The organism is Streptomyces sp. SM18 (assembly GCF_002910775.2).
Lineage (GTDB): Bacteria > Actinomycetota > Actinomycetes > Streptomycetales > Streptomycetaceae > Streptomyces > Streptomyces halstedii.
This window is the reverse complement of record NZ_CP029342.1, coordinates 1,061,976-1,085,753: the sequence shown is the minus strand read 5'-3', so window position 1 is coordinate 1,085,753 and position 23,778 is coordinate 1,061,976. Positions and strand designations below refer to the sequence as shown.

The window sequence follows — 23,778 nt, the reverse complement described above, 5'->3', positions numbered from 1 at the left end:
ACAGGAGGCAACCCGATGACCACGACCGCGCTCTGGACCGTGCCCGACGAGTACCGCGCGGCCGCCGCCGCCCGGGTGCGGCACACGCTCGGCCGGATCCTGGGCGTCCTCGCCCGGTCGGTCGCGATCTTCGTCCCCGTGTTCCTGGTGGCGACCTTCGTGACCTTCGCCCTGCGGTCGCTGAGCGGACTCAGCCCGGCGCGGATCCAGCTCGGCGAAGACGCGACCCCCGAGGCGATCCAGCGGATCGAGGCCCAATGGGGCCTCGACCGGCCCTTCCTGGTCCAGTACGGGGACTGGATCGCCGGCGTCCTGCACGGAGAGCTCGGAACCAGCTGGGTCAACGGCGCCGACATCTCCACCCTCATCGGCCTCGGTCTGGGGGTGAGCCTCTCGATCGCCACGTTCGCGCTGCTCATCGGGGTCGTCGTCGGCTTCGCCCTGGGCATCCTGGCGGCCCTGCGGCCCACGACCTTGACGGACCGCGCGATCACCGGGGCGGTCACCGTCATCTCGGTGATGCCGCCCTTCGTCGTCGGCATCGTCCTGGTCGCCGTCCTCGCGGTGGGACTCGACCTCCTCCCCTCGGCGGGTTACGTACCGGCCGAGGAGGGGATCGGCCCCTGGCTCGCCCACATCACCCTCCCCGCCCTCGCCCTCAGCTGCGACGTCGTCGCCGACGTCGCCCGCCAGCTCCGCACCGGCCTGGTCGCGGCGCGCGGCGAGAACTACGTGACGGGCGCGGTGGTACGGGGACTGAGCCCGCGGCGGATCTTCCTCGGCCACGTCCTGCGCAACGGCATCGGACCGGCCCTGGCCACCCTCGGCCTCAAGTTCCCCGCCCTGGTCGGCGCCTCGGTCGTCACGGAGTGGATCTTCGGCCTCCAGGGCTTCGGCAGATTCGCCAACGACTCGGCCCAGGCCGGTGACGTGCCCGCGGTGCAGGGCGTCCTCGTGGTGTCGATCGTGCTCGTCGTCTCCTTCAACCTGATCGTCAACCTGGTGCTGGCACGCGTGACGCCGGCCGCCCGACGAGGGATGTGACCATGACGCGCCGCGTCCTCGCACTCACCTCCGGCCGGATCGCCGTCGCCGTCCTCGCCGTGATCGCCCTGCTGGCGCTCCTCGGCCCCTGGCTCGCCCCGCAGGACCCCCTGGACACCAGCGACCACGTCCTGGCCGCCGCCTCGGGGTCCCACTGGCTGGGCACCGACCACCTGGGGCGCGACGTGTTCAGCCGCCTCCTGGACGGCTCCCGCGTCAGCGTCCTCGGCTCGCTCGAAGTCGCCCTGGTGGCCCTCGTCGTGGGCGCGGTCCCCGGCATCCTCTCCGTCTACCTCGGCCGCGTCTTCGAGTGGGTCACCCTGCGCCTGGCGGACACCCTGGTCGCCCTGCCGTTCCTGCTGTTCGCGGTCGCCGTGATCGCCCTGCTCGGAAACGGTCTCGCCCAGGCCATGTTCGTCACGGGCGCACTGGTCTCGCCCCTCTTCTACCGGGTGGCCCGCGCCGCGACCCTGTCCGTCGCCCGCTCCCCGTACGTGGAGGCGGCCCTCGTCGCCGGAGCCTCCACCGGCTGGATCGTGCGCCGCCACGTCCGGGTCAAGGTGCTCCCGGCCCTCGCGGTCGCCCTCGCCCAGACCATCGGTGTCGGCTTCGTCATCGTCTCCAGCCTGACCTTCCTCGGCATCGGTGTCCAGCCGCCCGCGCCGACCTGGGGCGGCCTGCTCGCCTCCGACCTCGGCTACCTCGGCCAACGGCCGTGGGGACCGGTGGCGCCCGCGCTGTTGATCATGGTCACCGTGTGGGCCTGCAACCTCCTGGCCGACGCGATCCGGGACGTCTCCGGTGAGGCGGGCCGCGCCCTGGCCGACGACCGCGAGGCCGGGGCCGCGCGCCCCGGCACGAACCGCCCCGTCTCCGCAGGAGGTACCCGATGACCCCACGGTCCCCCAGCTCCGCCCCCGAGCGGACCCAGGCCGCCGCGACCGCCCCCACCGCACCACCCAAGGTCCCGCCGGTGCTCTCCGTCCGCGACGTGCGCGTCGGTGACCGGGCCGGCCACCGCGAGGTCGTGCACGGCGTGAGCTTCGAACTCACCCCCGGCAAGGCGGTCGGAGTCGTCGGCGAGTCCGGCAGCGGCAAGACCCTCACCTGCCGCGCCGTACTCGGCATCCTGCCCCGGCACTTCGAGATCACCGGCGGCTCCGTGGAGATCGCCGGCACCGACACAGCGACCCTGACCCCCTCCCGGTGGACCGAGCTGCGCGGCGCCACGATCAGCGCCGTCTTCCAGGACCCGGCCTCCTACCTGAACCCCTCCGTCCGGGTCGGCGCCCAGGTCGCCGAGGTCCTCCGGGTCAAGACCGGGCTGAAACGCCGTCAGGCGCGGCACCGGGCCGTCGAACTGCTGCGGGCGGTACGGCTGCGCGACCCGGCGCTGGTCTACGGCCAGTACCCCCACGAGCTCTCCGGAGGCATGCTCCAACGCGTCCTGATCGCCACCGCCGTCGCCGCCGGACCGCGCGTCCTGATCGCCGACGAGGCCACCACCGCCCTCGACGTCACCGTCCAGGCCGAGATCCTCGACCTGCTCGACGAACTGCGCGAGGAGTCCGGCCTCGCGCTCGTGGTCGTCTCCCACGACCTGGCCGTCGTCGCCCAGGTCTGCGACGAGGTCCTCGTGATGCGGCAGGGCGAGGTGGTCGAACAGGGCCCGGTCCACCAGGTGCTGCACCACCCCCGGCACCCGTACACCCGGCTGCTCGTCGCCGAGCACGAGCAGTACGGCCTGGACAGGTTCCTCGACCCCACGGAGGCGTCCTCATGACCACCGGACTTCCCGAGGACGTGACCGGCGGACCACCCGCAGCGGAGACACCCGCCCGTCCGGCGGCCCCGCGCCCGGCCCTGGAGGTCACCGGCCTCGACGTGCACTACGGCCGGGGCCGAGGACGCCGCCGGGCCCTGGCCGGTGTCTCGCTGAGCGTCGCACCCGGCGAGACCGTCGGCGTCATCGGCGAGACCGGATCGGGCAAGTCCACCCTCGCCCGCACCGTCCTCGGCCTGGTGCGCCCCTCGGCCGGCTCGGTCCGCGTCGGCGGCGAGGACGTCACCCGGTACGGCAACCGCCGGTGGCGGGCGCTGCGGCGGCGCGGCGTGGTCCAGTACGTCTTCCAGGACCCGCTGCGCAGCCTCGACCCCGACCTCACCATCGAGGACTCCCTGATCGAACCGCTGCTCATCCAGGGCCGGGGCCGGGCGGAGGCGACCGCGCGGGCCCGCTCGCTCCTGGACCGCGTACGCCTCCGCGACGACCTGCTGGCACGGATGCCGTCGGAACTCTCCGGCGGGCAGCGCCAGCGGGTCGCGGTGGCCCGCGCGCTGATGAGCGGACCCGAACTGGTCGTCCTGGACGAGCCGGTGAGCGCCCTGGACTCCGCCAACCGCGTCCAGGTCCTGGAGATCCTCAAGGAACTCGGCGCCGCGGGAACGGCCCTCGTCCTCATCTCCCACGACCTCGGGTCCGTCGCCGGGACCGCCGACCGCATCGCGGTGCTCCACCACGGCGCACTCGTGGAGACCGGCGCCGCCCGCGACGTGGTCAACCGCCCGGCGCACCCGTACACCCGCCTGCTCGTCGGCTCCGCCCCCACCCTGCGCACGGCCTCCGCCGACCGGGCCCGGCGCGAGGCCCTGCGCGCGCTGCCGCACACCTGATCTCCCCGTGCCCGGACATCCGGGCGCACCACCGAGAGGAACACCCCATGTCCCGCACGATCCACCTCGCCCTGCACCCGTACGGCGTCGGAGGCCCCGGTCAGCACGGGCTCTGGAAGGACCCGCGCGTCGCCAAGAACTCCAGCATCGACGTCCGGCACTACATCCAGCAGGCCCAGGCGGCCGAACACGCGCTCTTCGACGCCCTGTTCATCGTCGACAGCCAGTTCATCAACGCCAGCTACCCGGCGCACTACCTGAACCGGCTGGAACCGCTCACCCTGCTGTCCGCCGTCGCCACCCACACCTCGCGCATCGGCCTGGTCGGCACGGCCAGCTCCACGTACAACTCGCCCTTCAACCTCGCCCGCAGGTTCGCCTCCCTCGACCACATCAGCGGCGGGCGGGCCGGATGGAACGTGGTGACCAGCTTCGACACCGGCACCTCCAGGAACTTCGGGCTCGACGAACACCTCGACTACGCCACCCGTTACGGCCGTGCCCTGGAGTTCGTCGAGGTCGCCCGGGGCCTGTGGGACTCCTACGAGGACGACGCCTTCCCCGCCGACGTGGAGCGCGGGGTCTTCCTCGACCCGGACAAGCTCCACGCGCTCGACCACACCGGGGAGCACTTCACGGTCGCCGGCCCGCTCAACATCTCCCGTTCGCCGCAGGGCCAGCCGGTCATCTTCCAGGCCGGGGTCTCCGACGAGGGACGCGACCTCGCCGCACGGGTGGCCGAGGGGGTCTACGCGCCCGGCGGCTCGCTGGAGCAGGCCCGGGAGTACTACGCCGACGTCAAGAAGCGCACCGCCTCCTACGGCCGCGATCCCGAGCACATCAAGATCTTCATCCACGGGAGCCCGGTGGTCGCCACGACCGACGAGGCGGCCCGCGGGCGGGAGCGGGAGATCTTCGAGGAGGACGACGACTTCGACCGCAACCTCGCGCTGCTGGGCCGCTCGTTCGGCGCCCACGACTTCGGCGCGTACGACCTGGACGCCCCCTTCCCGGACGTCGCCCACCTCGCGGAGAAGGGCGGCCGCACGGGCGCCGCGAAGATCATCGAGCGCGCCCGGCAGGAGAACCTGACGCTACGTCAAGTAGCCGCCTCGCTCAACGCGTTCCGCCCGGCGCCGTTCGTCGGAGCGCCTCGGACCGTCGCCGACAGCATCGAGCGGTGGTTCGACGCGGGCACCTTCGACGGGATCAACCTCGCCTTCCGTACCGCCGACGACCTCGATCTCTTCGTCGACGGCGTCGTCCCGATCCTCCAGAAGCGGGGGCTGTACCGCACCGAGTACCGGGCCGACACCCTCCGCGGCCACCTGGGGCTGCCCGTGCCCGCCAACCGGTACACCCGGGCCCGCGGCGTACGGCCGCACGCGTGAGCGCGTGAACGGCTGACCGGACCCAGCGCGACCCGCCCGAACCTCCCGGAGAGACGAGATGACCGACCGCACCAGCCGCACCGACCTCAGCGACCGCGCTGGTCCCGCCGACCGCACGGGCCCCACCGACCCCACCGACCACACCGACCACCTGGGCCCCGTGGGTCTCCGTACCCGCGCCACGGTCGTCGTCGTGCCCGGCCGGGGGGAGACCCGGGCGACCTACGCCCGGCTCGGTGCCCGGCTCGCCGCCGACGCCTACCGGGTCCGGGTCGTGGACGCCCCCGACCTCGACACCGGCGACCCGTCCGGCGCGTCGGCCCGCTTCGCCGCCCGGCTCGCGGCGGCGGTGGACGGCATCGCGGCCGAGGACGGGACCGTACGCCCTCTCGTGCTGGTGGGGGCCGACACCGGAGCCGCCGCCGTCGCCGCGCTCCTGGCACCCGGGGCCCACCCGGCCGCCCCCGCACCGGACGCCGTGGTGCTCGCCGGGCTGCCCGGCCGCGCGGCCACCGCCCCCGGCGCGTGGGAGGACGAGCTGGACGTCCGCACCGCCTGCCCGATCCACCGGAGCACGCTCACCGACGACGACCGGGTCCGGCGGGGCTCACTCGGCGACCCGGTGCCCGACTCGCTGCTCGACGCGGCGTACGGGGGCGCGAGCGCCGTACCCACCCTGTTCCTCGTCGGCGACGCCGACCCGCTCGCGGACCTCGACGCCCTGCTCCGTACGGCGACCTCGCTGCCCCGCGCCCGCCTCTCCGTGGTCCGGGGCGCCCACCACGACGTCCTGAACGACACGCAGCACCGCGCGGTGGCGGCCGAGATCGTCTCGTTCCTGGAGGCGCTCCGCGACGCGCTGGTGCCCGCCGTGGCCGTACGGACGAGCGCGTGGTGAGCGCCACCGGCCCGAACGCGCCCTGAACCCCGCACCCGTACGCCCGCGAACCCCGTACCCACCCCCAACCGGAAGGTCCCCATGGCCGCCATCCTGTCCGTCTCCGGAAGCCCCTCCGCGACGTCCCGCACCGCACGGCTCCTGCGCCACCTCGACGACCGGCTCAGGCTCCAGGGCCACCAGGTCACCTCGCTGGAGGTCCGCACCCTGCCGCCCGGCCCCCTGCTCGGCGCCGACTTCCGGCACCCCGCGATCGTCGAGGCGAGCGCCCTGTTCGAGCGTGCCGACGGCGTGGTGATCGGCACCCCCGTCTACAAGGCCGCCTACTCCGGCCTGCTCAAGTCCCTGCTCGACCTGCTCCCGCAGTACGCGCTGACCGGCAAGACCGTCCTGCCCCTGGCCACCGGGGGCAGCACCGCCCACGTCCTGGCCATCGACTACGCACTGCGCCCCGTCCTCAGCTCCATGGGCGCCGCGCACATCGTGCCCGGCTGGTTCACCCTCGACACGGACCTCTCCGTCGCCCCGGACGGGACCCTGACCGTCGCACCGGGTGCCGCCGAGGCCCTGGACCAGGTGACGGACCGGTTCTCCGCGGTGCTGGGCGGCCGTCCCGCCGTGCTGGCCGCCGCCGAATGACCCCGACCGCGCACGGACCGGCCCCTCCCACCGGGGCGGGGGCCGGTCCGGGAGTCGGTCCGGGGCGGCGGGACGCTCAGAGGAACGTACGGCCCTCGCCCCGGTAGGTCGGGACCGTCGCCGTGATCCGGTCGCCCTCGATCAGCCGCAACTCCTCGAAGCGCTCGCACAGTTCACCGGCCTTGGCGTGCCGGAACCACACCTTGTCACCGATCAGCAGATCGTCGGCGGGCGAGCCCAGCAGCGGTGTCTGCACCTCTCCCGGACCCTCCTGCGGGTCGTACCGCAGCCCCTCGGGCAGATACGGCACCGGCAGCCGGTCCGCCCCCGCCGCCCCGGACGCCGGATAGCCCCCGCCCAGCACCGTCACCACACCGACGCCCGGCCGGCGGACCACCGGCTGTGCGAACAGGGCGGCCGGACGGCCGGTGAACGAGGTGTAGTTGTCGAAGAGCCTCGGCACGTACAGCCCGGACCCGGCCGCGATCTCCGTCACCGCGGACTCGGCCGCCGTGTGCTGCACGCTGCCCGTGCCCCCGCCGTTCACGAACTCCAGACCGGGCGCCACCGCCCGGACCGCCCGTACGACCTCGGCCCGCCGCACGGCCAGCTCCCTGCGGGCCGTGGCCTGCATCAGCCGGATCGCCCGGGAGCGCAGCGGCCGCCCCGCCACCGCGTCGCCCACGCCCGCCACATGACCCTCGTACGCCATGAGCCCCACCAGCCGGAACCCCGGCCTGCGGACCACCGAGCGGGCCAGCTCCGCCAGTTGGGCGGGGGAGCGCAGCGGCGAGCGCAACGCGCCGACCCGCACCCGGCCGCCCAGCAGCCGCAGCGAGGTGTCCAGCTCCAGGCAGACCCGGATCTCCTCCGTCCCACCGGCCCGCGCCGCGTCGATCAGGGCCAGCTGCGCGGGGTCGTCCACCATCACGGTCACGGCGGCCGCGAGCTTCGGGTCGGCGGCCAGCTCGGCGTACGCGGCCCGGTCGGCCGAGGGGTAGGCCAGCAGCACGTCGTCGAAGCCCGCGCGGGCCAGCCAGAGCGACTCCGCCAGCGTGAACGACATGATCCCGGCGAACCCGGGGCGCGCGAGCACCCGTTCCAGCAGGGCGCGGCAGCGCACCGACTTGCTCGCCACCCGGACCGGCTTGCCGCCCGCCCGGCGCACCAGGTCGTCGGCGTTGGCGTCGAAGGCCTCCAGATCCACCACGGCGACGGGGGCGTCGAGGTGGGCGGTGGCCCGGTCGTAACGGGTCCGGTCAGCGGCGCGGGCAGTCATGTCCGCAGCTTGCCAGAACGACCGTACCGCTGGGTAGGGGGATGTTCGGCGCAGAACACCCACGCCCTCCGTCCCGTCCCACGGGGCGGCGCGCACCCCGTAGAGTGAGGGTCCGGCGGTTCACCGACCACCCTGTGCGGGACGGCGAACCGCGCGCGGTGCGGGGAAGCGAACCAGGGGGCCGGATGAGTACCGAGGCGCAGCGCGCTCCCGTGCCGCCCCGCCCGGCCTCACCGCCCCAGGCCCCCGCGTCCCGGCCCGACGCACCGCAGCGGCCCGCCCCGTCGGGGACGACCGCCCGGCCGGCCCCCGCGTCCCGCCCCGAGACGCCGCGGCCGCCCCGGCCCGCGTCCTCCGGGACGGCCTCCGACCGGCCGGCGTCCCCCGCCTCCCGCCCCGGCGCGCCGCAACAGCCGCCGCCCACGCCCTCGGAGACGACCGCCCGGCTGCGCCCCGTCCCCCCGCCCACGCCCTCGGAGACGACCACCCGGCTGCGCGCGGTCCCCCCGGCGCCGCCCGCCCCGCAGGCGTCCGCCGGACCGGCCCACCCCGGTCCGCCCCCGCCGCCGCACACCCCCGCGGGGCACGCGCCCGTCGGCGCGGCGCACCCCACCCCGTATCCCGGCCGGCCCCCCGCCCCGCCCCACCTCTCCTACGGGTACGCGTACGCCGAGACCCCCTCCGAGACCACCACCCAGCTGCGCGTCGTCCGTCCCCGCCACCGGGCCAGGACCGCCACGGCCGCCGTCTGCGCGGTGCTCGGCCTCGGACTGGTCGGCGGCGCCGTCACCGGCACCTGGCTCACCAAGGACTCGGCGGCCGACCCGGCGGCCCACAACGCCTACGCCGTGGGCCGTTCCGCCTGGCGCGACGTCCCCGTGGACACCCTCTTCCCCCGCACCCTCAAGGGCGACGGCGCCGGCCCGGGAGCCACCGACCGCGTCTGGACCCGTGTCGCCGTGGCCGCCGACAGCGACTGCGCGGCCGGACTGGACCCCCTGCTCCTCACCACGCTCCGCCCGGTCGGCTGCGAGCGCCTGGTGCGGGCGACCTACACCGACGCCACCCGCAGCAGCGTCACCACCGTCGGCCTGCTCTTCACCGAGGCCGGCACCGAGGCGATGACCGCGCTCGACACTCGCTTCACCACCCAGCACCTCGCCCGGCGCACGGATCTGATGCCCCGTACGTATCCCGCGAAGGGGACCCCCGCCGCCGGGTTCGGGGACGCACAGCGCGCCAGCTGGACCGTCCACGTGCTGACCGAGGTGCCCGTCGTCGTCCTGTCCGTCTCCGGCTTCGCCGACGGGCGTACGGTCACCGACCCGCAGCCCGCCGACGCGGCCATGAAGTCCGGAGCCACCACACCCGTGGCCGAGGCGGGGCTCGGCCACGAGGCGAAGGGCATCGCCGACCGGGTGGAGCGCACGCTGCGCCGGACGATCACCGACCTCACGGAGAAGCCGGAATGACCCGCCCCCACCGGCTCCGCGCGCTGACCGCCGGAGCCGCGGCCGCCGCGTTCGCGCTGCTGCCCGCCGTACCCGCCCAGGCGGACGCCATCCGCGACCAGCAGTGGGGTCTGGAGGCCCTGCACACCGACCAGGCCTGGCAGATCACCAAGGGTGAGGGCATCACCGTCGCCGTCCTGGACACCGGGGTGGACGCCGACCACCCCGACCTGGCCGGACAGGTCCTGCCGGGCAAGGACTTCATAGGGTTCGGCGCCGGACGCGGCGACGGCTCCTGGGCCCTGCACGGCACCGCGATGGCCGGGATCATCGCGGGCCACGGCAACGGCGCGGACGGCGGCGAGGGCGTGCTCGGGATCGCCCCGGAAGCGAAGATCCTGCCGGGCCGGGTGATCCTGGAGTCCACCGACCCGTCCCGCACCAAGGCCCGCGAGTCACGCGGCACCGCCCTCGCGGACGGCATCCGCTGGGCGGCCGACCAGGGCGCCGACGTCATCAACCTCTCCCTCGGCGACGACAGCGAGTCCGCCCACCCCGATCCCGGCGAGGACGCCGCCGTCCAGTACGCCCTGGGCAAGGGCGTCTCCGTCGTCGCCTCGGCCGGTAACAGCGGGGACAAGGGCGACCGACCCTCCTACCCCGCCGCCTACCCGGGGGTGATCGCCGTCACCGCCGTCGACAAGTACGGCACGCACGCGGCGTTCTCCACCCGCCGCTGGTACGCCACGGTCAGCGCGCCCGGGGTGGACATCGTCGTCGCCAACCCCGACCAGCACTACTACATCGAGTGGGGCACCTCCGCCGCCTCCGCGTTCGTCTCCGGCGCGGTCGCCCTGGTGCGCGCCGCCCATCCGGGACTCTCGCCCGCGCAGATCAAGACCCTGCTCACGGACACCGCCCGCGACGCCCCGAAGGGCGGCCGCGACGACGCCCACGGGTACGGGCTGGTGGACCCCGCCGCCGCGATCGAGGCCGCGGCGGCGCTCCGCCCGGCCGACGCGAAGGCCGGGTCCGCCGCGGCGGGGTACCGCGGGCGGTACTTCGGCCCCGGCCCCACCCCCGCGGAGGAGGACCGGGGCCCGGGGGTCTGGCCCGCTCTGACCGCGGGCGTGGTCGGCGCCGCCCTGCTGGCCCTGGCCGTGGTGCTGTGGCGCTCCAGGCCCGGCGGCACCGGCTTCCCCGGCCGCCGCTGACCCACGCGGTACCGGGGGCCGCTGACTCGTTCGGTACCCGCTGACGTACCGGATCGGCGGCCGCTGATCCACGCGGGCCGGCGGCCGTCACTCAGAGCGCGCTGCCGCGCAGTTCCGCCAGGCTGTCCGCGGTCAGATGCCGGGGCGCGTCGTCGGTCTCCACCAGGACGACCGTGCGGTCGGCGGCGTGGGTGAGGGCGGTGGTGAAGCTGCCGTCCGCGAACTGGGCGAGGGAGCCACGGGGCGAGCGGCCGACCGCCACGGTGCGGGCCCCGATCTCGCGGGCGTGCCGGGCCAGCGCCCGCCCGGCGGCGGCGTGGTCCCCGACGACCGTGAGGACCCGCCCGGTCGCCGCGACGCCCTGGGCGGCCAGCCGGTCCAGGTGGGCGCCGACGGCGGCGCGGGCCTGCTCGTCGGTCTCCGTGTCGACGGCCTGCTCCTCCACGACGGCGGTCTGCCGGACGTGGACGACTTCCAGCGGGCTGTCCGTCGCACGGGCCAGGAGGGCGGCGGCGTCGACCACGGCGGCGGCCCGGTCGTGGGGGCCGACCGCGACCACGACCGGACGGCTGCCCGGCTCGGCGGTCCGCCCCACGGGCACGAGGGAGGGGCCGACCGGTTCGTCGTCGCCCGTGGAGCGTTCGGCCCGGACGAGCAGGCGGTGGCCGCTGGCGAGGACCGGGATGGCGAGCAGGAAGGTGGCGGCCCCGAGGTAGAAGGGGACGCCGAGGTCCGTCGCGTCGGCGAGCTTTCCGGCCACGTACGGGGCGAGGCCGCCGCCGATGAAGCGCAGGAAGCCGTAGGCGGAGGAGGCCACCGGTCGCTCCACGGGGGAGACGAGCATGACGGCCTGGGTGGTCAGGGTGTTGTTGATGCCGATGAAGGCACCGCTGGCGATGACCGCGACGATCACCACGGTCGGGGTCTCGACGCCCGCCGCGATGACGGCCATCACGACGGCGAGACCGAAGAGGTTGGCGTACAGGACGGGGGCGGTGCCGTAGCGGGCCTGGAGGCGCGGGGCGAAGAACACGCTGAAGGCGGCGACCAGCAGGCCCCAGCCGGTAAAGACCAGCCCGAGCTGGTGGGCCTCCAACTCCATGGGATAGGGCGCGTAGCCCAGCATGGTGAAGAAGCCCCAGTTGTACAGCAGGGCCATGATGCCCATGGTCAGCAGGCCGCGGTGGCGCAGTGCCTTGAGCGGGGCGATGGGTGAGGTCGGCCGCTCGGGTTTCGGGGTGGAGGGCACCAGGACCAGGGTGGCGACCAGGGCGACGGCCATCAGGACGGCGACGCCGAAGAAGGGGCCGCGCCAGCTGATGGCGCCGAGTTCGCCGCCGAGCAGGGGGCCGACGGCTATCCCGAGGCCGAGGGCCGTCTCGTAGAGGATGATGGCGCCGCTGAACCCGCCGCTGGCGGAGGCGACGATGACGGCCAGCGACGTGGCGATGAACATCGCGTTGCCCAGGCCCCAGCCCGCGCGGAAGCCGACGATGCCGTTGATGGACCCGGTGGCGCCGGCCAGGGCGGCGAAGACCACGATGACGGCCAGCCCGGCGACCATGGTGCGCTTGGCGCCGATCCGGCTGGAGATCCAGCCGACGAAGAGCATGGCGACGGCGGTGACGATCAGATAGCTGCTGAAGAGCAGGGAGACCTGGCTGGGTGTGGCGTCCAGGCTGTCGGCGAGGGCGGGCAGGATCGGGTCGACGAGGCCGATGCCCATGAACGAGATGACACAGGCGAAGGCGACGGCCCAGACCGCCTTGGGCTGCCGGAGCAGGCCCGGGGACTTTCCGTGCGATGTGCTCATGCGCGATGTCTCCAGCGTCTGAGAACGGTTGGCAGGGAGATGCGGGAGCGGGGAGAGGTCAGGTGCCGGGGGTGCCGCGGTCCCGGATGACACGGGCCAGCGCGGGCAGCGCGGTCTCCACGGCCCGGCGCTCCGATTCGTCCAGCGCGTCGATCAGCCGGGCCAGTGCCTCGGCCCGCTCCGCGCGGCGCTGCCGCAGGACCGCCCGGCCGTGGGCGGTGACCTCCACCAGGACACCCCGGCCGTCCCGCGCGTCGGCCACGCGGCGGGCCGTACCGTCGCGTTCCATGCGGTTGACCAGCTGCGTCATGTTCGGCTGGGACACGCCCTCGTCGCGGGCCAGATCGGTGAGGCGCTGCGGGCCCTCACGGCCCAGCCGCCCGAGCGCCGAGGCGGTCGCGGGGCTGAGTCCTCCGGCCAGGGAACTCCGGCGGACGTGGCGGACGAGGTCCTCGACCGCCACGACCAGGTCGTCGCCCGGTTCCGGATCCTCCGTGACCCACTCATGCATAGGGGCATTATGCATCTAGGTGTAACGTGCAGCAAGGTAGCGCTCGGTAAGGGTGAGGGTCGGTTTCCGTACCGCTCGCGGGCCGTGCGCCGGAGCACGCCCGGCGGCCCGGACGCGCCCGGCCGCCTCGGGGGAGTGGCGGCCGCACGGGCACCCGGTGCCTTCCGGCCGCGCGCACGTCGGCGGAACCGGATCAGTGGGGATCGCCCGGTGCCCTTCCGGCCGCGCACGTCAGTGGAACCGGCGGGGGAACTCGGTGCCTTTCCGGCCACGCGCCACGTCGGCCGACCGGGCCGGTGGTCACCCGGTGCCCGTACGGCCCTCGCCGGAGGGCGTCGCCACCGCGTCCACCGCCGCCTTCGCCACCGACTCCACCAGGGCGATGCCCGCCTCCCGCGTCGCGTGGCCCCGTGACACCACCGCCACCAGGTAGGAGCGCCCGCCGCTCGTCACCCGTCCGATGCTGTTGACGTCCCACAGCCCCGTCGTCGTACGCCGCAGCCAGCCGTTCTTCAGCGCCCACGTGGTGCCCGCCGCCGAGACGCCCCACTGCTGGTCCTCCTCCACCCGCCCCATCAGCTCCGCGAGATACGCGCGGGAGGCGGCGGTCAGCGCCGAGTCCGTACCGAACACCGCCTCCAGCAACCGCACCTGGTCCGCCGCCGTCGTCTGCGTCAGCCCCCACGCGTGCACGGCGTCCGTCTCCCTCAGCCCCAGCCGCTCGTTCGCCGCGTCCAGGCCCTCCGCGCCGCCGACCGCCTTCAGCAGCTCCGTGGCCGAGGTGTTGTCGCTGCGGCGGATCATGGCGTCCGCGTACGCCAGTTCGGCGTCGTCCAGCTGCCGCCCCTCGTCCTGGGCCCGGAGCAGCAGGGCCGCCAGGATGTCCACCTTGACGATGCTCGCCGTGTCGTACGTCCCGTCGCCGTACACCGCGCCCGTCCCGCCGTCCACGGCCCGGACCGCCACCGACATGTCGGCGCCCTCGGCCTGCGGTGCCACGGCGGCGGCCAGTTCCGCGTCGAGATCCACCTCGGGCTCCTCACTCGCTCCCGGGGCGGACGATACGGGCGCCCCCGCGGCGGGCGCCGCCTCCGACGCGCGGTCCACCAGGTAGGCGCCGCCCGCCGTGGAGCCGGCCAGCAGGACGACGGCCGTCATCGCGAGGGAGAGCCGGGATCTGCGCGTGCTGTGGCGGGGCATGACCGGACGCTACGAACCGGAGCTGGCAGCGGCCTGTGCCCGACCTGTCGGCCAGATGGGAAAACGGACCCACTAGGCTCGTCACGTGGAGCTCAAGAACATCCCGGACCCTGGTTACTCCGACGACGACGGCTCGGCCGCTCCCGAGCTGACGGCCGCGCTGGCCGCCTGGGACCAGGACCGGACAGCCGTCGGCCCCGTCCTGGCGGCGCTCCGAGGCGCCCGGCTGCTCGTCCCGGTCGTCGCCGTGCTCGGCGAGGTCGAGGAAGGGGACGAGGAGGCGCACGAAACCCCCGGGAAGCGCGGCGCCGGGCTGCGCCGCGAGAAGACCAGCGACATGGCCGTGCCGACGCTCCAGGCCGGTGACCGGCGCGCGCTGCCCGCCTTCACCTCCACCGACGCGCTGGCCCTCTGGGACCCGGGGGCCCGGCCCGTCGCCGTCCCCCTGCACCAGGCGCTCCAGGCCGCCGCGCACGAGAAGGCCGACACCGTGGTGCTGGACCTCGCGGGGCCCGTCGCCTTCGAGCTGACCGGCCCGACGCTGCTGGCCCTGGCCGAGAACCGCACCAGCACCGCCCCGCTGGACGACCCGAGGGTCGTCGCCGCCGTACGGGAGATCGCCGCCGCCGAACCGGCCGTGCTCCGCGCCCACCTGGGCCCCGGGCAGGCCGACGGCACCCTCGCCCTGGTCCTCGCCCCGGACGCTGTCGTCGCCGAGGCCGCCCGCCGGGTCGCCGACGCCCTGGCGGCCAGCGAGGTCCTGCGCGCCCGGCTGGTACGCGGTATCGACCTGGCTCTGCTGCCGGCCGGGACCTCGGCGCCCGGCGAACCGCTCTTCAGCCGCTGACACCACCGGACGGAGCCGCCCGGCGCCCCGGGCACGAAGAGGAGCCCGCCACCCGGGGACGGGCGGCGGGCTCGGAGTCCTGAGCGGGCGGCTCTCAGCCGTAGACGGGGCCGGTGTACTTCTCGCCGGGGCCCTGACCGGGCTCGTCCGGGACGAGCGAGGCCTCCCGGAAGGCCAGCTGGAGCGACTTCAGGCCGTCCCGCAGCGGAGAGGCGTGGAACGTGCTGATCTCGGTGGCGCTCGCGTCGAGCAGTCCGGCCAGCGCCTGCACGAGCTTGCGGGCCTCGTCGAGGTCCTTGTGCCGCTCGCCCTCCTCGGTCAGGCCGAGCTTCACCGCGGCCGCGCTCATGAGATTGACCGCGACCGTCACGATCACCTCGACCGCGGGGACCTCCGCGATGTCGCGGGCCATGTCGTCGAAGCCGGGGTTGTCGCTGCTGGGGGTGGTCGCGTCACTCATGCCCCACACGATAAGGCCAGGCCGGACGCCTCCCTCCCGCGGGAGGGAGGGCCCGACGGCGGTGGGCGGGGATTGGCGCACGCGCGGGCGGCCTGCTAACCTTCTGTAACGACCGGCCGGACACCTGTGTGCCCGGCCCACAAGTGGAGGCTCCGATCTCCCACCTGACCGTCCCCCGGGACGGCGGGTCACCGGTCAGGCGGTAGCCATCGTTCCGTACGGACGATGGAGCCGCCCGATGCGCCCCGCGGTTGCACGCGGCGGTGCTCCGGTATCACCAGGAGCCCCGCATGTGTCCCGTCCGGGGCATTTTTCGTCCCCCGGCTCGGTTGGTCTCACCAAAACAGACGTTACGCGGCTGTCCGCCAGGCGGTCGCGTGGTGCTACCGAGGAGGATCCATCAGCGCCGAGCCCCGCATCAACGACCGGATTCGCGTTCCCGAGGTGCGACTTGTCGGTCCCAGCGGCGAGCAGGTCGGAATCGTTCCGCTTGCCAAGGCCCTTGAGCTCGCACAGGAGTACGACCTCGACCTGGTCGAGGTGGCGGCGTCCGCCCGCCCCCCCGTGTGCAAGCTCATGGATTACGGGAAGTTCAAGTACGAGTCGGCCATGAAGGCCCGTGAGGCGCGTAAGAACCAGGCGCACACGGTCATCAAGGAAATGAAGCTCCGGCCGAAGATCGACCCGCACGACTACGACACCAAGAAGGGTCACGTCGTCCGGTTCCTCAAGCAGGGGGACAAGGTCAAGATCACGATCATGTTCCGCGGCCGTGAGCAGTCCCGCCCCGAGCTGGGCTTCCGACTGCTCCAGCGTCTCGCTTCGGACGTCGAGGACCTCGGCTTCGTCGAGTCCAACCCGAAGCAGGACGGCCGGAACATGATCATGGTTCTGGGCCCGCACAAGAAGAAGACCGAAGCCATGGCCGAGGCCCGCGAGGCCCAGGCCGCCCGCAAGGCAGGCCGCCAGGGGTCCACCTCTGACGGCGAGTCCGAGGGCGAATCCGCTGAGGCTCCCGCCGCAGCGGCCGAGGCTCCGGGCGAGACACCTTCCGAGGCGTGACCTCTGGGGGCGCCACCCAGGCGCCCCCGGGTCCCTCGGAACCACCCAACGATCTGACGCCCCTGCCGTCCGGTGCCCCGCACCGTGAGGGGCGCCACTGACGAGGAGATAACGGCGCGATGCCGAAGAACAAGACGCACAGCGGTGCCAGCAAGCGCTTCAAGATCACCGGCTCCGGCAAGGTGCTGCGCGAGAAGGCCGGCAAGCGCCACCTGCTCGAGCACAAGTCGTCCAAGAAGACCCGCTCGCTGACCGGCACGACCGTCGTGGCTCCGGCCGACGCCAAGAAGATCAAGAAGCTTCTCGGCAAGTGAGGACGTGTCCTCCGGCCGAGCCGGAGGCGTCCTCCCCACCCGACCGGGACCCCATTCGTTTCCGGGCCGTGTGAGTCGAACCACGGCCCCGCTGCAAGGAGTTAAAAGTGGCACGCGTCAAGCGGGCAGTAAACGCACACAAGAAGCGCCGGGCGATCCTCGAGGCCGCCAGCGGTTACCGCGGCCAGCGTTCGCGCCTGTACCGCAAGGCCAAGGAGCAGGTCACCCACTCCCTGGTCTACAACTACAACGACCGCAAGAAGCGCAAGGGCGACTTCCGTCAGCTCTGGATCCAGCGCATCAACGCCGCTGCCCGCCAGAACGGCATGACGTACAACCGCCTCATCCAGGGTCTCAAGGCCGCCAACATCGAGGTGGACCGCAAGATGCTGGCCGAGCTCGCGGTCAACGACGCCAACGCGTTCGCCGCGCTCGTCGAGGTCGCCCAGAAGGCCCTCCCGAGCGACGTCAACGCCCCGAAGGCCGCCTGATCCAGGCCGCTCTTCCAGCGTTCGAGCCGGACCCGCAGACGCGAGCCGTCTGCGGGTCCGGTGCGTCGGACGGCATGCGCGTCACAGGCCACGCGCACGGCCGCCGTACGGAGGGGCGCGCGTACGCGATGAGACGTACGCGGAGAAACGTACGCAGAGAAGCAGAGTTACGCAGAGAGGCTCGCCGCCGACCATGGGCACCCCCGAACTGATCTCCGCCCGATCGCCGCGCGTCGCCGCCGCGCGCCGGCTGGCCAGGCGCAACCTCCGCGGCAAGGAGCGCAGGTTCATCGCCGAGGGGCCGCAGGCCGTGCGGGAGGCCGCCACCCACCGGGGGACCGACGGCGAGCCCACGCTGACCGAGCTGTTCGCCACCGTCGACGCGGCCGACCGCCACGCCGACATCGTCCGCGCCGCGCACGCCGCCGGCGCCCGGGTCCACCTCGCCGACCCCGACGTACTCGCGGACGTCTCGCAGACCGTCACCCCGCAGGGGCTCATCGGCGTCTGCCGCTTCCTGGACTCGCCCTTCGAGGACGTCCTCGCCGCGCGACCCACCCTGGTCGCCGTACTCGCCCACGTCCGCGACCCCGGCAACGCCGGCACCGTGCTGCGCTGCGCCGACGCGGCCGGCGCGGACGCCGTCGTGCTCACGGACGGCTCCGTGGACCTGTACAACCCCAAGTCCGTGCGCGCCTCGGCCGGTTCGCTCTTCCACCTGCCGGTCACGGTCGGCGTACCCGTCGAGCAGGCCGTACGCGGGCTCCGGGGCGCGGGGGTGCGCATCCTCGCCGCGGACGGCGCGGGCTCCGACGACCTCGACGACGAACTCGACGCGGGCACCATGGGCGGCCCCACCGCCTGGGTCTTCGGCAACGAGGCGTGGGGCCTGCCTGAGGAGACCCGGGCCCTGGCCGACGCGGTGGTCCGCGTCCCCATCCACGGCAGGGCCGAGAGCCTCAATCTCGCCACCGCCGCCGCCGTCTGCCTCTACGCCTCGGCGCGCGCCCAGCGCCCCCGCCGCACCGCCTGAGCCGCCGGCGGAGCGCACCGGGGCCGATCGATACCGGCCACACCCGCCGGTGCGCCGCCGCAGGGTGTCGCTCGCCGGCCGACGCCTAGTAGGGTGACGAACTCGGGGGCCCACTGCACCGGTTCGAGAGGTGGGGTACGGGAATATGGCTGTCGGCATGAGCAGGCCGCGTCAGACACACACGGCAGCCGTGCGCGCCATCGACGACCTGGACGGCACGGGCGACGCCGCCGGTGACCCGGTCGGCGCCATCGACCCGGACCACCTCCCCGACGGACTCGTCGTCGCCGACGAGACGGGCCGGATCGTCTGCTTCAACTCCGCCGCCACCCGGATCACCGCCATCCCCCGGGCCGCCGCCCTCGGCCGCCCCCTGGAACACGCGCTGCCCCTGGAAGACCTCAAGGGCCGTCGCTGGTGGACCCTGACCGACCCGTACGGCGGACTCGTCACCCGGGTCGGACAGCCCGAGCGTGGCCTGCTCCTGCCGGGCGGCCGCGAGGTGCTGGTCTCCGCCCGGTACGTACGCGACACCCCGAGGGGCCCGGTGCGCCGGGTCGTCGTCTCGCTGCGCGGCACCGAGGCCCGCCGGCGCTCCGAGCGCAGCGACGCCGAGCTGATCGCCACGGTCGCCCACGAACTGCGCTCCCCGCTGACCTCCGTGAAGGGGTTCACCGCGACACTGCTGGCCAAATGGGAGCGCTTCACCGACGACCAGAAGCGGCTGATGCTGGAGACCGTCGACGCCGACGCCAACCGCGTCACCCGCCTCATCGCGGAACTGCTCGACATCTCCCGTATCGACTCCGGCCGGCTGGAGCTGCGTCGCCAGCCGGTGGACGTCTCCGCCGCCGTCGAGCGCCACGTCCAGGCCCTCACCGCGGCCGGCCAGGCGCCCGACCGGTTCCTCGTACGCACCCGGCAGCCGCTGCCCGATCTCTGGGCGGACCCGGACAAGGTGGACCAGGTCCTGGGCAACCTCCTGGAAAACGCCGTGCGCCACGGTGAGGGAACCGTCACCATCGACATCGCACCCGCACCCGGCGGGAGCGGCGAGGGTGGAACGGCGGTCACCGTGAGCGACGAGGGTCCCGGCATCCCCGAGGAGTCGATGGGCCGCGTCTTCACCCGCTTCTGGCGGGGCAGCAAGCGCGGCGGGACCGGCCTCGGCCTCTACATCGTCAAGGGCATCGTCGAGGCGCACGGAGGCAGCATCGCCGTCGGCCGCGGGCCCGGCGGCGGCGCCGAATTCCGGTTTGTCCTGCCCGTGAGCACGCCGGCCTACCTGAGCTGAGCGGCCACGGGCTCCCTCGCCCCCCGGCGGCCCGTAGACTGGACTTTTGGCACCTTTGCGTCCTCAGTCGTCCAGCCAGGTCGCCACCAGCCAATCGGAAGCACGGGAAGAGATGTCGGCACCGAACAAGTCGTACGACCCGGTCGAGGTCGAGGCACTGAAACCGGAAGAGATCGAGCGCATGCGGGACGAGGCGTTCGCCGCCTTCGCCGCCGCGGGTGACCTCGACGCGCTCGCCCAGGCGAAGACCGCGCACACGGGCGGCACCTCGCCCCTGTCGCTCGCCAACCGGGAGATCGGGGCCCTGCCGCCGCAGGCCAAGGCCGAGGCGGGCAAGCGCGTGGGCCAGGCCCGCGGCGCCGTCTCCAAGGCGCTCGCCGCCCGCCAGGCGGAGCTGGAGGCCGAGCGTGACGCCCGGGTGCTGGTCGAGGAGGCGGTGGACGTCACCCTGCCCTACGACCGCACCCCGGCGGGCGCCCGCCACCCCCTGACGACCTTCATGGAGCGCGTCGCGGACGTCTTCGTCGCCATGGGCTACGAGGTCGCCGAGGGTCCCGAGGCCGAGGCGGAGTGGTTCAACTTCGACGCCCTGAACTTCGTGCCCGACCACCCGGCGCGGCAGATGCAGGACACCTTCTTCGTCCAGGGCGCCGACGGCGCGAAGAACGACGAGTCCGGTGTCGTCCTGCGGACGCACACCTCGCCGGTCCAGGCCCGCGCGCTGCTCGACCGCGAGCCCCCCGTCTACGTGGTCTGCCCCGGCCGGGTCTACCGCACCGACGAGCTCGACGCCACGCACACCCCGGTCTTCCACCAGATCGAACTGCTCGCCGTCGACGAGGGCCTCACCATGGCCGACCTCAAGGGCACCCTCGACCACATGGTCCAGGCGCTCTTCGGGCCGGACATGAAGACCCGGCTGCGGCCCAACTACTTCCCGTTCACCGAGCCGTCCGCCGAGATGGACATGGTCTGCTACGTCTGCCGCGGCGCGTCCGTCGGCAACCCGGACCGCCCCTGCCGCACCTGCGGCAGCGAGGGCTGGATCGAGCTCGGCGGCTGCGGCATGGTCAACCCCAAGGTGCTCGTCGCCTGCGGCGTGGACCCCGACAAGTACAGCGGATTCGCCTTCGGGTTCGGCATCGAACGGATGCTGATGTTCCGCCACAACGTAGAAGACATGCGAGACATGGTCGAAGGTGACGTCCGTTTCACCCGGCCGTTCGGGATGGAGATCTGATGCGCGTCCCGCTTTCCTGGCTGCGGGAGTACGTCGACCTGCCGGCGACGGAGACCGGCCGTGACGTACAGGCCGAGCTGGTGGCCCTGGGCCTCGAGGTGGAAACCGTCGAGCGGACCGGCGACGGGCTCAAGGGCCCGCTGGTCGTCGGACAGGTGCTGACCATCGAGGAGCTGGAGGGCTTCAAGAAGCCCATCCGCTTCTGCACCGTGGACGTCGGCGACGCCAACGGCACCGGCGAGCCGCAGGAGATCGTCTGCGGCGCCCGTAACTTCTCGGTCGGCGACAAGGTCGTCGTGGTCCTCCCGGGCGCCGTCCTGCCCGGCGACTTCGCGATCTCCGCCCGCAAGACGTACGGCAAGACCTCGCACGGCATGATCTGCTCCACCGACGAGCTGGGCATGGGCGACGACGGCACGCACGGCATCATCGTGCTGCCGCCGGAGTACGAGCCGGGCACCGACGCGATCGAGCTGCTCCAGCTCGTCGACGAGATCCTGGACATCGCCGTCACCCCGGACCGCGGCTACTGCCTGTCGATGCGCGGGGTCGCCCGGGAGACCGCCATCGCCTACGGTCTGCCGCTGCGCGACCCGGCGCTGCTGGACGTGCCCGCGCCGAACGCCTTCGGCTACCCGGTCCAGGTGTCCGACCCGATCGGATGCAGCCGGTTCACCGCCCGCACGGTCACCGGACTGCGGCCCGAGGCCCGCTCCCCGATCTGGATGCGGCGCCGCCTCCAGAAGGCCGGGATGCGCCCGATCTCGCTCGCCGTCGACGTCACCAACTACGTGATGCTCGAACTCGGCCAGCCGCTGCACGCCTACGACCGCAGCCGTGTCGAGGGCACCGTCGGGGTGCGCCGCGCCCGGCAGGGCGAGAAGCTCACCACGCTCGACGGCACCGTGCGCGTGCTGGACGCCGAGGACCTGGTCATCACCGACGAGCGCGGGCCGATCGGCCTCGCGGGCGTCATGGGCGGTGCCCACACGGAGATCGCCGACGCGGCCACCGAGGACGCCGGCACGACCGAGGTCGTCATCGAGGCGGCGCACTTCGACGCGCTCTCGATCGCCCGGACCTCCCGCCGCCACAAGCTGTCCTCCGAGGCGTCCAAGCGCTTCGAGCGCGGCGTCGACCCGCAGGCGGCCGCCGCCGCCGCGCAGCGCACCGTGGACCTGCTGGTCCTCCTCGCGGGCGGTACGGCGGAGGCGGGCGTCACGGAGATCAGCGCCCCGGCCGCGCCCCGCAGCGTCGCCATGCCGGCCGACCACCCCGACAAGGTCGCCGGGGTCTCCTACGGCCGCGAGACCGTCGTACGCCGTCTCCAGGAGGTCGGCTGCGACGTCTACGGGCAGGACGAGCTGATCGTCACGGTGCCGTCCTGGCGCCCCGACCTCGCCGCGCCGAACGACCTCGCCGAAGAGGTCATCCGGCTGGAGGGGTACGAGAACCTGCCCTCCACCCTGCCCACCCCGCCGTCCGGGCGCGGGCTGACCGAACGCCAGCGGCTGCACCGCCGCGTCGGCCGCGCGCTGGCCGGGGCCGGTTACGTCGAGGCCCTCAGCTACCCGTTCATCGGGGAGACCGTCCTCGACCAGCTCGGTGTGGAGAAGGACGACCCCCGCCGCCGTACGGTACGGCTCGTCAACCCGCTCTCCGACGAGGAACCCTCGCTGCGCACCACGCTGCTGCCGGGGCTGCTCGGCGCACTGCGGCGCAACGACGGCCGGGGCAGCCACGACCTGGCGCTCTTCGAGACCGGCCTCGTCTTCCTCCCCCGGGCGCTCGACCCCGGCCGGGCGGCGGAGACCGTGGCGACCGGCGAGGGCGTCCGGGCCGCCCGGCTGCCCGTCGACCGCCGTCCCAGCGACGAGGAGATCGCCGGGCTGGACGAGACGCTCCCGCACCAGCCGCGCCGCGCCGCCGTCGTCCTCGCGGGCGCCCGTGAGCAGGCCGGCTGGTGGGGCAAGGGCCGCCCCGCGACCTGGGCGGACGCCGTCGAGGCGGCACGCACCGTCGCCGCCGAGGCGGGCGTCGAGCTCATCGTCCGCGCCGACCGGCACGCGCCGTGGCACCCGGGCCGGTGCGCCGCGCTCCACGCCGTGGTGGACGGCCAGGAGGTCCTGTGCGGGTACGCGGGCGAACTGCACCCGCGCGTCGTCAAGGAGCTCCACCTGCCCGAGCGGACCTGCGCCATGGAGATCGAGCTCGACGTCCTGGAGCGGGCCGCCGACGGTGTGCTCCAGGCGCCGAGGATCTCCGCCTTCCCGGTGGCGACCCAGGACGTGGCGCTGGTCGTCGGCACCGAGGTGCCCGCCGACGTGGTGGAGAGGGCCCTGCGCGAGGGCGCCGGTCCGCTGCTCGAATCGCTGCGGCTGTTCGACGTCTTCACCGGCGAGCAGCTCGGCGAGGGCCGGAAGTCCCTGGCGTACGCGCTGCGCTTCCGCGCCCCGGACCGCACGCTGACCGTCGAGGAGGCCACCGCGGCCCGTGACGGCGCGGTCGCCCTGGCCGCCGAGCGCACCGGCGCGGTGCTGCGCGGCGCCTGACCCGGCACCGTCCACCGCTCCACCACGGCCCGCCGCACTTCGCGCGGCGGGTCGTGGCGCACCCGGGGCGGGGCGTGACCGCGTCGCGCGCGGTCGCACAGAAGTCAGGAGGGGCGCATCCGGCCACCGGATGCGCCCCTCCTCCTGTCTCGCCGGACGGCCAGGGGACCGCACACGGGCCGGGGATCCCGGCCCCGCAACCACCCTCCTGTCATCGGCAGTGGGCTCGTGCGATCCGGCGCCGTCCGTCCCGCCTCGGAGTGTCGGGCAGGCCGGCGGAACGAACGGCGCGGATACGGGTCGTCGGACGGTACGAGGGGGAGCCGACGACCCGGCCGCCTCTTGCGAGACGTTCATTCAAGCGGCCGACCT

22 protein-coding genes are annotated in these 23,778 nt (G+C 73.9%); 17 read left to right on the top strand and 5 right to left on the bottom strand.

Features of this window, described 5'->3' with window-relative positions; genetic code table 11:
• The first annotated feature begins 15 nt into the window (after positions 1 to 15).
• The 7 genes from B9S64_RS04695 (at position 16) to ssuE (ending at position 6,645) form a co-directional block, all read left to right on the top strand.
• Entirely contained in the window at positions 16 to 1,044 is a 1,029-nt protein-coding gene (locus tag B9S64_RS04695; RefSeq protein WP_103488547.1) for an ABC transporter permease, read from the top strand.
• Positions 1,045 to 1,046: 2 nt separating this feature from the next.
• The gene (locus B9S64_RS04690) at positions 1,047 to 1,937 is read left to right on the top strand and encodes an ABC transporter permease (protein ID WP_103488548.1); all 891 of its coding nucleotides are present in this window, start codon (positions 1,047 to 1,049) and stop codon (positions 1,935 to 1,937) included.
• On the top strand, positions 1,934 to 2,827 hold the full coding sequence (locus B9S64_RS04685) for an ABC transporter ATP-binding protein (protein ID WP_103488549.1): 894 nt from the start codon (positions 1,934 to 1,936) through the stop codon (positions 2,825 to 2,827). The genes B9S64_RS04690 and B9S64_RS04685 overlap by 4 nt, the downstream gene beginning before the upstream one ends.
• Entirely contained in the window at positions 2,824 to 3,717 is an 894-nt protein-coding gene (locus B9S64_RS04680) for an ABC transporter ATP-binding protein (protein ID WP_103488550.1), read from the top strand. The genes B9S64_RS04685 and B9S64_RS04680 overlap by 4 nt, the downstream gene beginning before the upstream one ends.
• A gap of 47 nt (positions 3,718 to 3,764) precedes the next feature.
• Entirely contained in the window at positions 3,765 to 5,108 is a 1,344-nt protein-coding gene (locus tag B9S64_RS04675) for an LLM class flavin-dependent oxidoreductase (protein WP_103488551.1), read from the top strand.
• Between the two features lie 58 nt (positions 5,109 to 5,166).
• On the top strand, positions 5,167 to 6,006 hold the full coding sequence (locus B9S64_RS04670; RefSeq protein WP_103488552.1) for an alpha/beta hydrolase: 840 nt from the start codon (positions 5,167 to 5,169) through the stop codon (positions 6,004 to 6,006).
• An 81-nt stretch (positions 6,007 to 6,087) separates the two neighbouring features.
• Positions 6,088 to 6,645, top strand: coding sequence for an NADPH-dependent FMN reductase (ssuE, locus tag B9S64_RS04665; protein WP_028444043.1), 558 nt, complete (start codon positions 6,088 to 6,090; stop codon positions 6,643 to 6,645).
• Positions 6,646 to 6,721: 76 nt separating this feature from the next.
• Here ssuE and B9S64_RS04660 read toward each other — a convergent pair whose 3' ends face one another.
• Positions 6,722 to 7,924, bottom strand: coding sequence for an amino acid deaminase/aldolase (locus B9S64_RS04660; protein ID WP_103488553.1), 1,203 nt, complete (start codon positions 7,922 to 7,924; stop codon positions 6,722 to 6,724).
• Between the two features lie 491 nt (positions 7,925 to 8,415).
• Here B9S64_RS04660 and B9S64_RS34865 point away from each other — a divergent pair, with 491 nt between their 5' ends.
• Complete coding sequence (locus B9S64_RS34865) at positions 8,416 to 9,396, top strand: hypothetical protein (protein WP_375153040.1); 981 nt, start codon at positions 8,416 to 8,418, stop codon at positions 9,394 to 9,396.
• Entirely contained in the window at positions 9,393 to 10,589 is a 1,197-nt protein-coding gene (gene mycP, locus B9S64_RS04650; RefSeq protein WP_103489281.1) for a type VII secretion-associated serine protease mycosin, read from the top strand. Before B9S64_RS34865 ends, mycP begins: the two co-directional genes overlap by 4 nt.
• A gap of 91 nt (positions 10,590 to 10,680) precedes the next feature.
• Here mycP and B9S64_RS04645 read toward each other — a convergent pair whose 3' ends face one another.
• The 3 genes from B9S64_RS04645 to B9S64_RS04635 all read right to left on the bottom strand — a co-directional run bounded on the left by B9S64_RS04645 (position 10,681) and on the right by B9S64_RS04635 (position 14,113).
• Entirely contained in the window at positions 10,681 to 12,402 is a 1,722-nt protein-coding gene (locus tag B9S64_RS04645; RefSeq protein WP_103505038.1) for an MFS transporter, read from the bottom strand.
• A 58-nt stretch (positions 12,403 to 12,460) separates the two neighbouring features.
• Positions 12,461 to 12,913, bottom strand: coding sequence for a MarR family winged helix-turn-helix transcriptional regulator (locus tag B9S64_RS04640; protein WP_103489543.1), 453 nt, complete (start codon positions 12,911 to 12,913; stop codon positions 12,461 to 12,463).
• 300 nt (positions 12,914 to 13,213) lie between these two features.
• Positions 13,214 to 14,113 carry a serine hydrolase gene (locus B9S64_RS04635; RefSeq protein WP_103489542.1) on the bottom strand — a complete coding sequence of 300 codons (900 nt, stop codon included), beginning with the start codon at positions 14,111 to 14,113 and terminating at the stop codon, positions 13,214 to 13,216.
• Between the two features lie 85 nt (positions 14,114 to 14,198).
• On the opposite strand from B9S64_RS04635, the gene B9S64_RS04630 reads away from it, so the two are divergent.
• Positions 14,199 to 14,960 (top strand): SseB family protein, encoded by a 762-nt coding sequence (locus tag B9S64_RS04630; RefSeq protein WP_103489541.1) that lies wholly within the window; start codon positions 14,199 to 14,201, stop codon positions 14,958 to 14,960.
• A 94-nt stretch (positions 14,961 to 15,054) separates the two neighbouring features.
• Here B9S64_RS04630 and B9S64_RS04625 read toward each other — a convergent pair whose 3' ends face one another.
• Complete coding sequence (locus B9S64_RS04625; RefSeq protein ID WP_103489546.1) at positions 15,055 to 15,420, bottom strand: DUF1844 domain-containing protein; 366 nt, start codon at positions 15,418 to 15,420, stop codon at positions 15,055 to 15,057.
• A 399-nt stretch (positions 15,421 to 15,819) separates the two neighbouring features.
• Here B9S64_RS04625 and infC point away from each other — a divergent pair, with 399 nt between their 5' ends.
• From infC to pheT, 7 genes are all read left to right on the top strand, one after another.
• Entirely contained in the window at positions 15,820 to 16,482 is a 663-nt protein-coding gene (gene infC / locus B9S64_RS04620; protein WP_103489545.1) for a translation initiation factor IF-3, read from the top strand.
• A gap of 119 nt (positions 16,483 to 16,601) precedes the next feature.
• Complete coding sequence (rpmI, locus tag B9S64_RS04615) at positions 16,602 to 16,796, top strand: 50S ribosomal protein L35 (protein ID WP_014044927.1); 195 nt, start codon at positions 16,602 to 16,604, stop codon at positions 16,794 to 16,796.
• A gap of 107 nt (positions 16,797 to 16,903) precedes the next feature.
• Positions 16,904 to 17,287, top strand: a complete 384-nt coding sequence (gene rplT / locus B9S64_RS04610; protein WP_014044926.1) for a 50S ribosomal protein L20 — start codon at positions 16,904 to 16,906, stop codon at positions 17,285 to 17,287.
• 193 nt (positions 17,288 to 17,480) lie between these two features.
• Positions 17,481 to 18,320 carry an RNA methyltransferase gene (locus B9S64_RS04605; protein ID WP_103489540.1) on the top strand — a complete coding sequence of 280 codons (840 nt, stop codon included), beginning with the start codon at positions 17,481 to 17,483 and terminating at the stop codon, positions 18,318 to 18,320.
• A gap of 145 nt (positions 18,321 to 18,465) precedes the next feature.
• Entirely contained in the window at positions 18,466 to 19,614 is a 1,149-nt protein-coding gene (locus tag B9S64_RS04600; protein ID WP_103489539.1) for an ATP-binding protein, read from the top strand.
• 112 nt (positions 19,615 to 19,726) lie between these two features.
• Positions 19,727 to 20,854, top strand: a complete 1,128-nt coding sequence (gene pheS, locus B9S64_RS04595) for a phenylalanine--tRNA ligase subunit alpha (protein WP_103489538.1) — start codon at positions 19,727 to 19,729, stop codon at positions 20,852 to 20,854.
• Positions 20,854 to 23,406 carry a phenylalanine--tRNA ligase subunit beta gene (gene pheT / locus B9S64_RS04590; RefSeq protein WP_109491970.1) on the top strand — a complete coding sequence of 851 codons (2,553 nt, stop codon included), beginning with the start codon at positions 20,854 to 20,856 and terminating at the stop codon, positions 23,404 to 23,406. The genes pheS and pheT overlap by 1 nt, the downstream gene beginning before the upstream one ends.
• Positions 23,407 to 23,778: the final 372 nt, after the last annotated feature.

What these genes read in the sequence shown, in the direction of transcription:
- B9S64_RS04645 (WP_103505038.1), bottom strand. Translation starts at nt 12,402, where the DNA reads ATGAGCACATCGCACGGAAAGTCCCCGGGCCTGCTCCGGCAGCCCAAG.
- B9S64_RS04670 (WP_103488552.1), top strand. Translation starts at nt 5,167, where the DNA reads ATGACCGACCGCACCAGCCGCACCGACCTCAGCGACCGCGCTGGTCCC.
- B9S64_RS04600 (WP_103489539.1), top strand. Translation starts at nt 18,466, where the DNA reads ATGGCTGTCGGCATGAGCAGGCCGCGTCAGACACACACGGCAGCCGTG.
- B9S64_RS04685 (WP_103488549.1), top strand. Translation starts at nt 1,934, where the DNA reads ATGACCCCACGGTCCCCCAGCTCCGCCCCCGAGCGGACCCAGGCCGCC.
- pheS (WP_103489538.1), top strand. Translation starts at nt 19,727, where the DNA reads ATGTCGGCACCGAACAAGTCGTACGACCCGGTCGAGGTCGAGGCACTG.
- mycP (WP_103489281.1), top strand. Translation starts at nt 9,393, where the DNA reads ATGACCCGCCCCCACCGGCTCCGCGCGCTGACCGCCGGAGCCGCGGCC.
- B9S64_RS04660 (WP_103488553.1), bottom strand. Translation starts at nt 7,924, where the DNA reads ATGACTGCCCGCGCCGCTGACCGGACCCGTTACGACCGGGCCACCGCC.
- B9S64_RS04605 (WP_103489540.1), top strand. Translation starts at nt 17,481, where the DNA reads ATGGGCACCCCCGAACTGATCTCCGCCCGATCGCCGCGCGTCGCCGCC.
- B9S64_RS04625 (WP_103489546.1), bottom strand. Translation starts at nt 15,420, where the DNA reads ATGAGTGACGCGACCACCCCCAGCAGCGACAACCCCGGCTTCGACGAC.
- rpmI (WP_014044927.1), top strand. Translation starts at nt 16,602, where the DNA reads ATGCCGAAGAACAAGACGCACAGCGGTGCCAGCAAGCGCTTCAAGATC.
- B9S64_RS04690 (WP_103488548.1), top strand. Translation starts at nt 1,047, where the DNA reads ATGACGCGCCGCGTCCTCGCACTCACCTCCGGCCGGATCGCCGTCGCC.
- B9S64_RS04680 (WP_103488550.1), top strand. Translation starts at nt 2,824, where the DNA reads ATGACCACCGGACTTCCCGAGGACGTGACCGGCGGACCACCCGCAGCG.
- B9S64_RS04675 (WP_103488551.1), top strand. Translation starts at nt 3,765, where the DNA reads ATGTCCCGCACGATCCACCTCGCCCTGCACCCGTACGGCGTCGGAGGC.
- B9S64_RS04695 (WP_103488547.1), top strand. Translation starts at nt 16, where the DNA reads ATGACCACGACCGCGCTCTGGACCGTGCCCGACGAGTACCGCGCGGCC.
- pheT (WP_109491970.1), top strand. Translation starts at nt 20,854, where the DNA reads ATGCGCGTCCCGCTTTCCTGGCTGCGGGAGTACGTCGACCTGCCGGCG.
- B9S64_RS04640 (WP_103489543.1), bottom strand. Translation starts at nt 12,913, where the DNA reads ATGCATGAGTGGGTCACGGAGGATCCGGAACCGGGCGACGACCTGGTC.
- ssuE (WP_028444043.1), top strand. Translation starts at nt 6,088, where the DNA reads ATGGCCGCCATCCTGTCCGTCTCCGGAAGCCCCTCCGCGACGTCCCGC.
- B9S64_RS04635 (WP_103489542.1), bottom strand. Translation starts at nt 14,113, where the DNA reads ATGCCCCGCCACAGCACGCGCAGATCCCGGCTCTCCCTCGCGATGACG.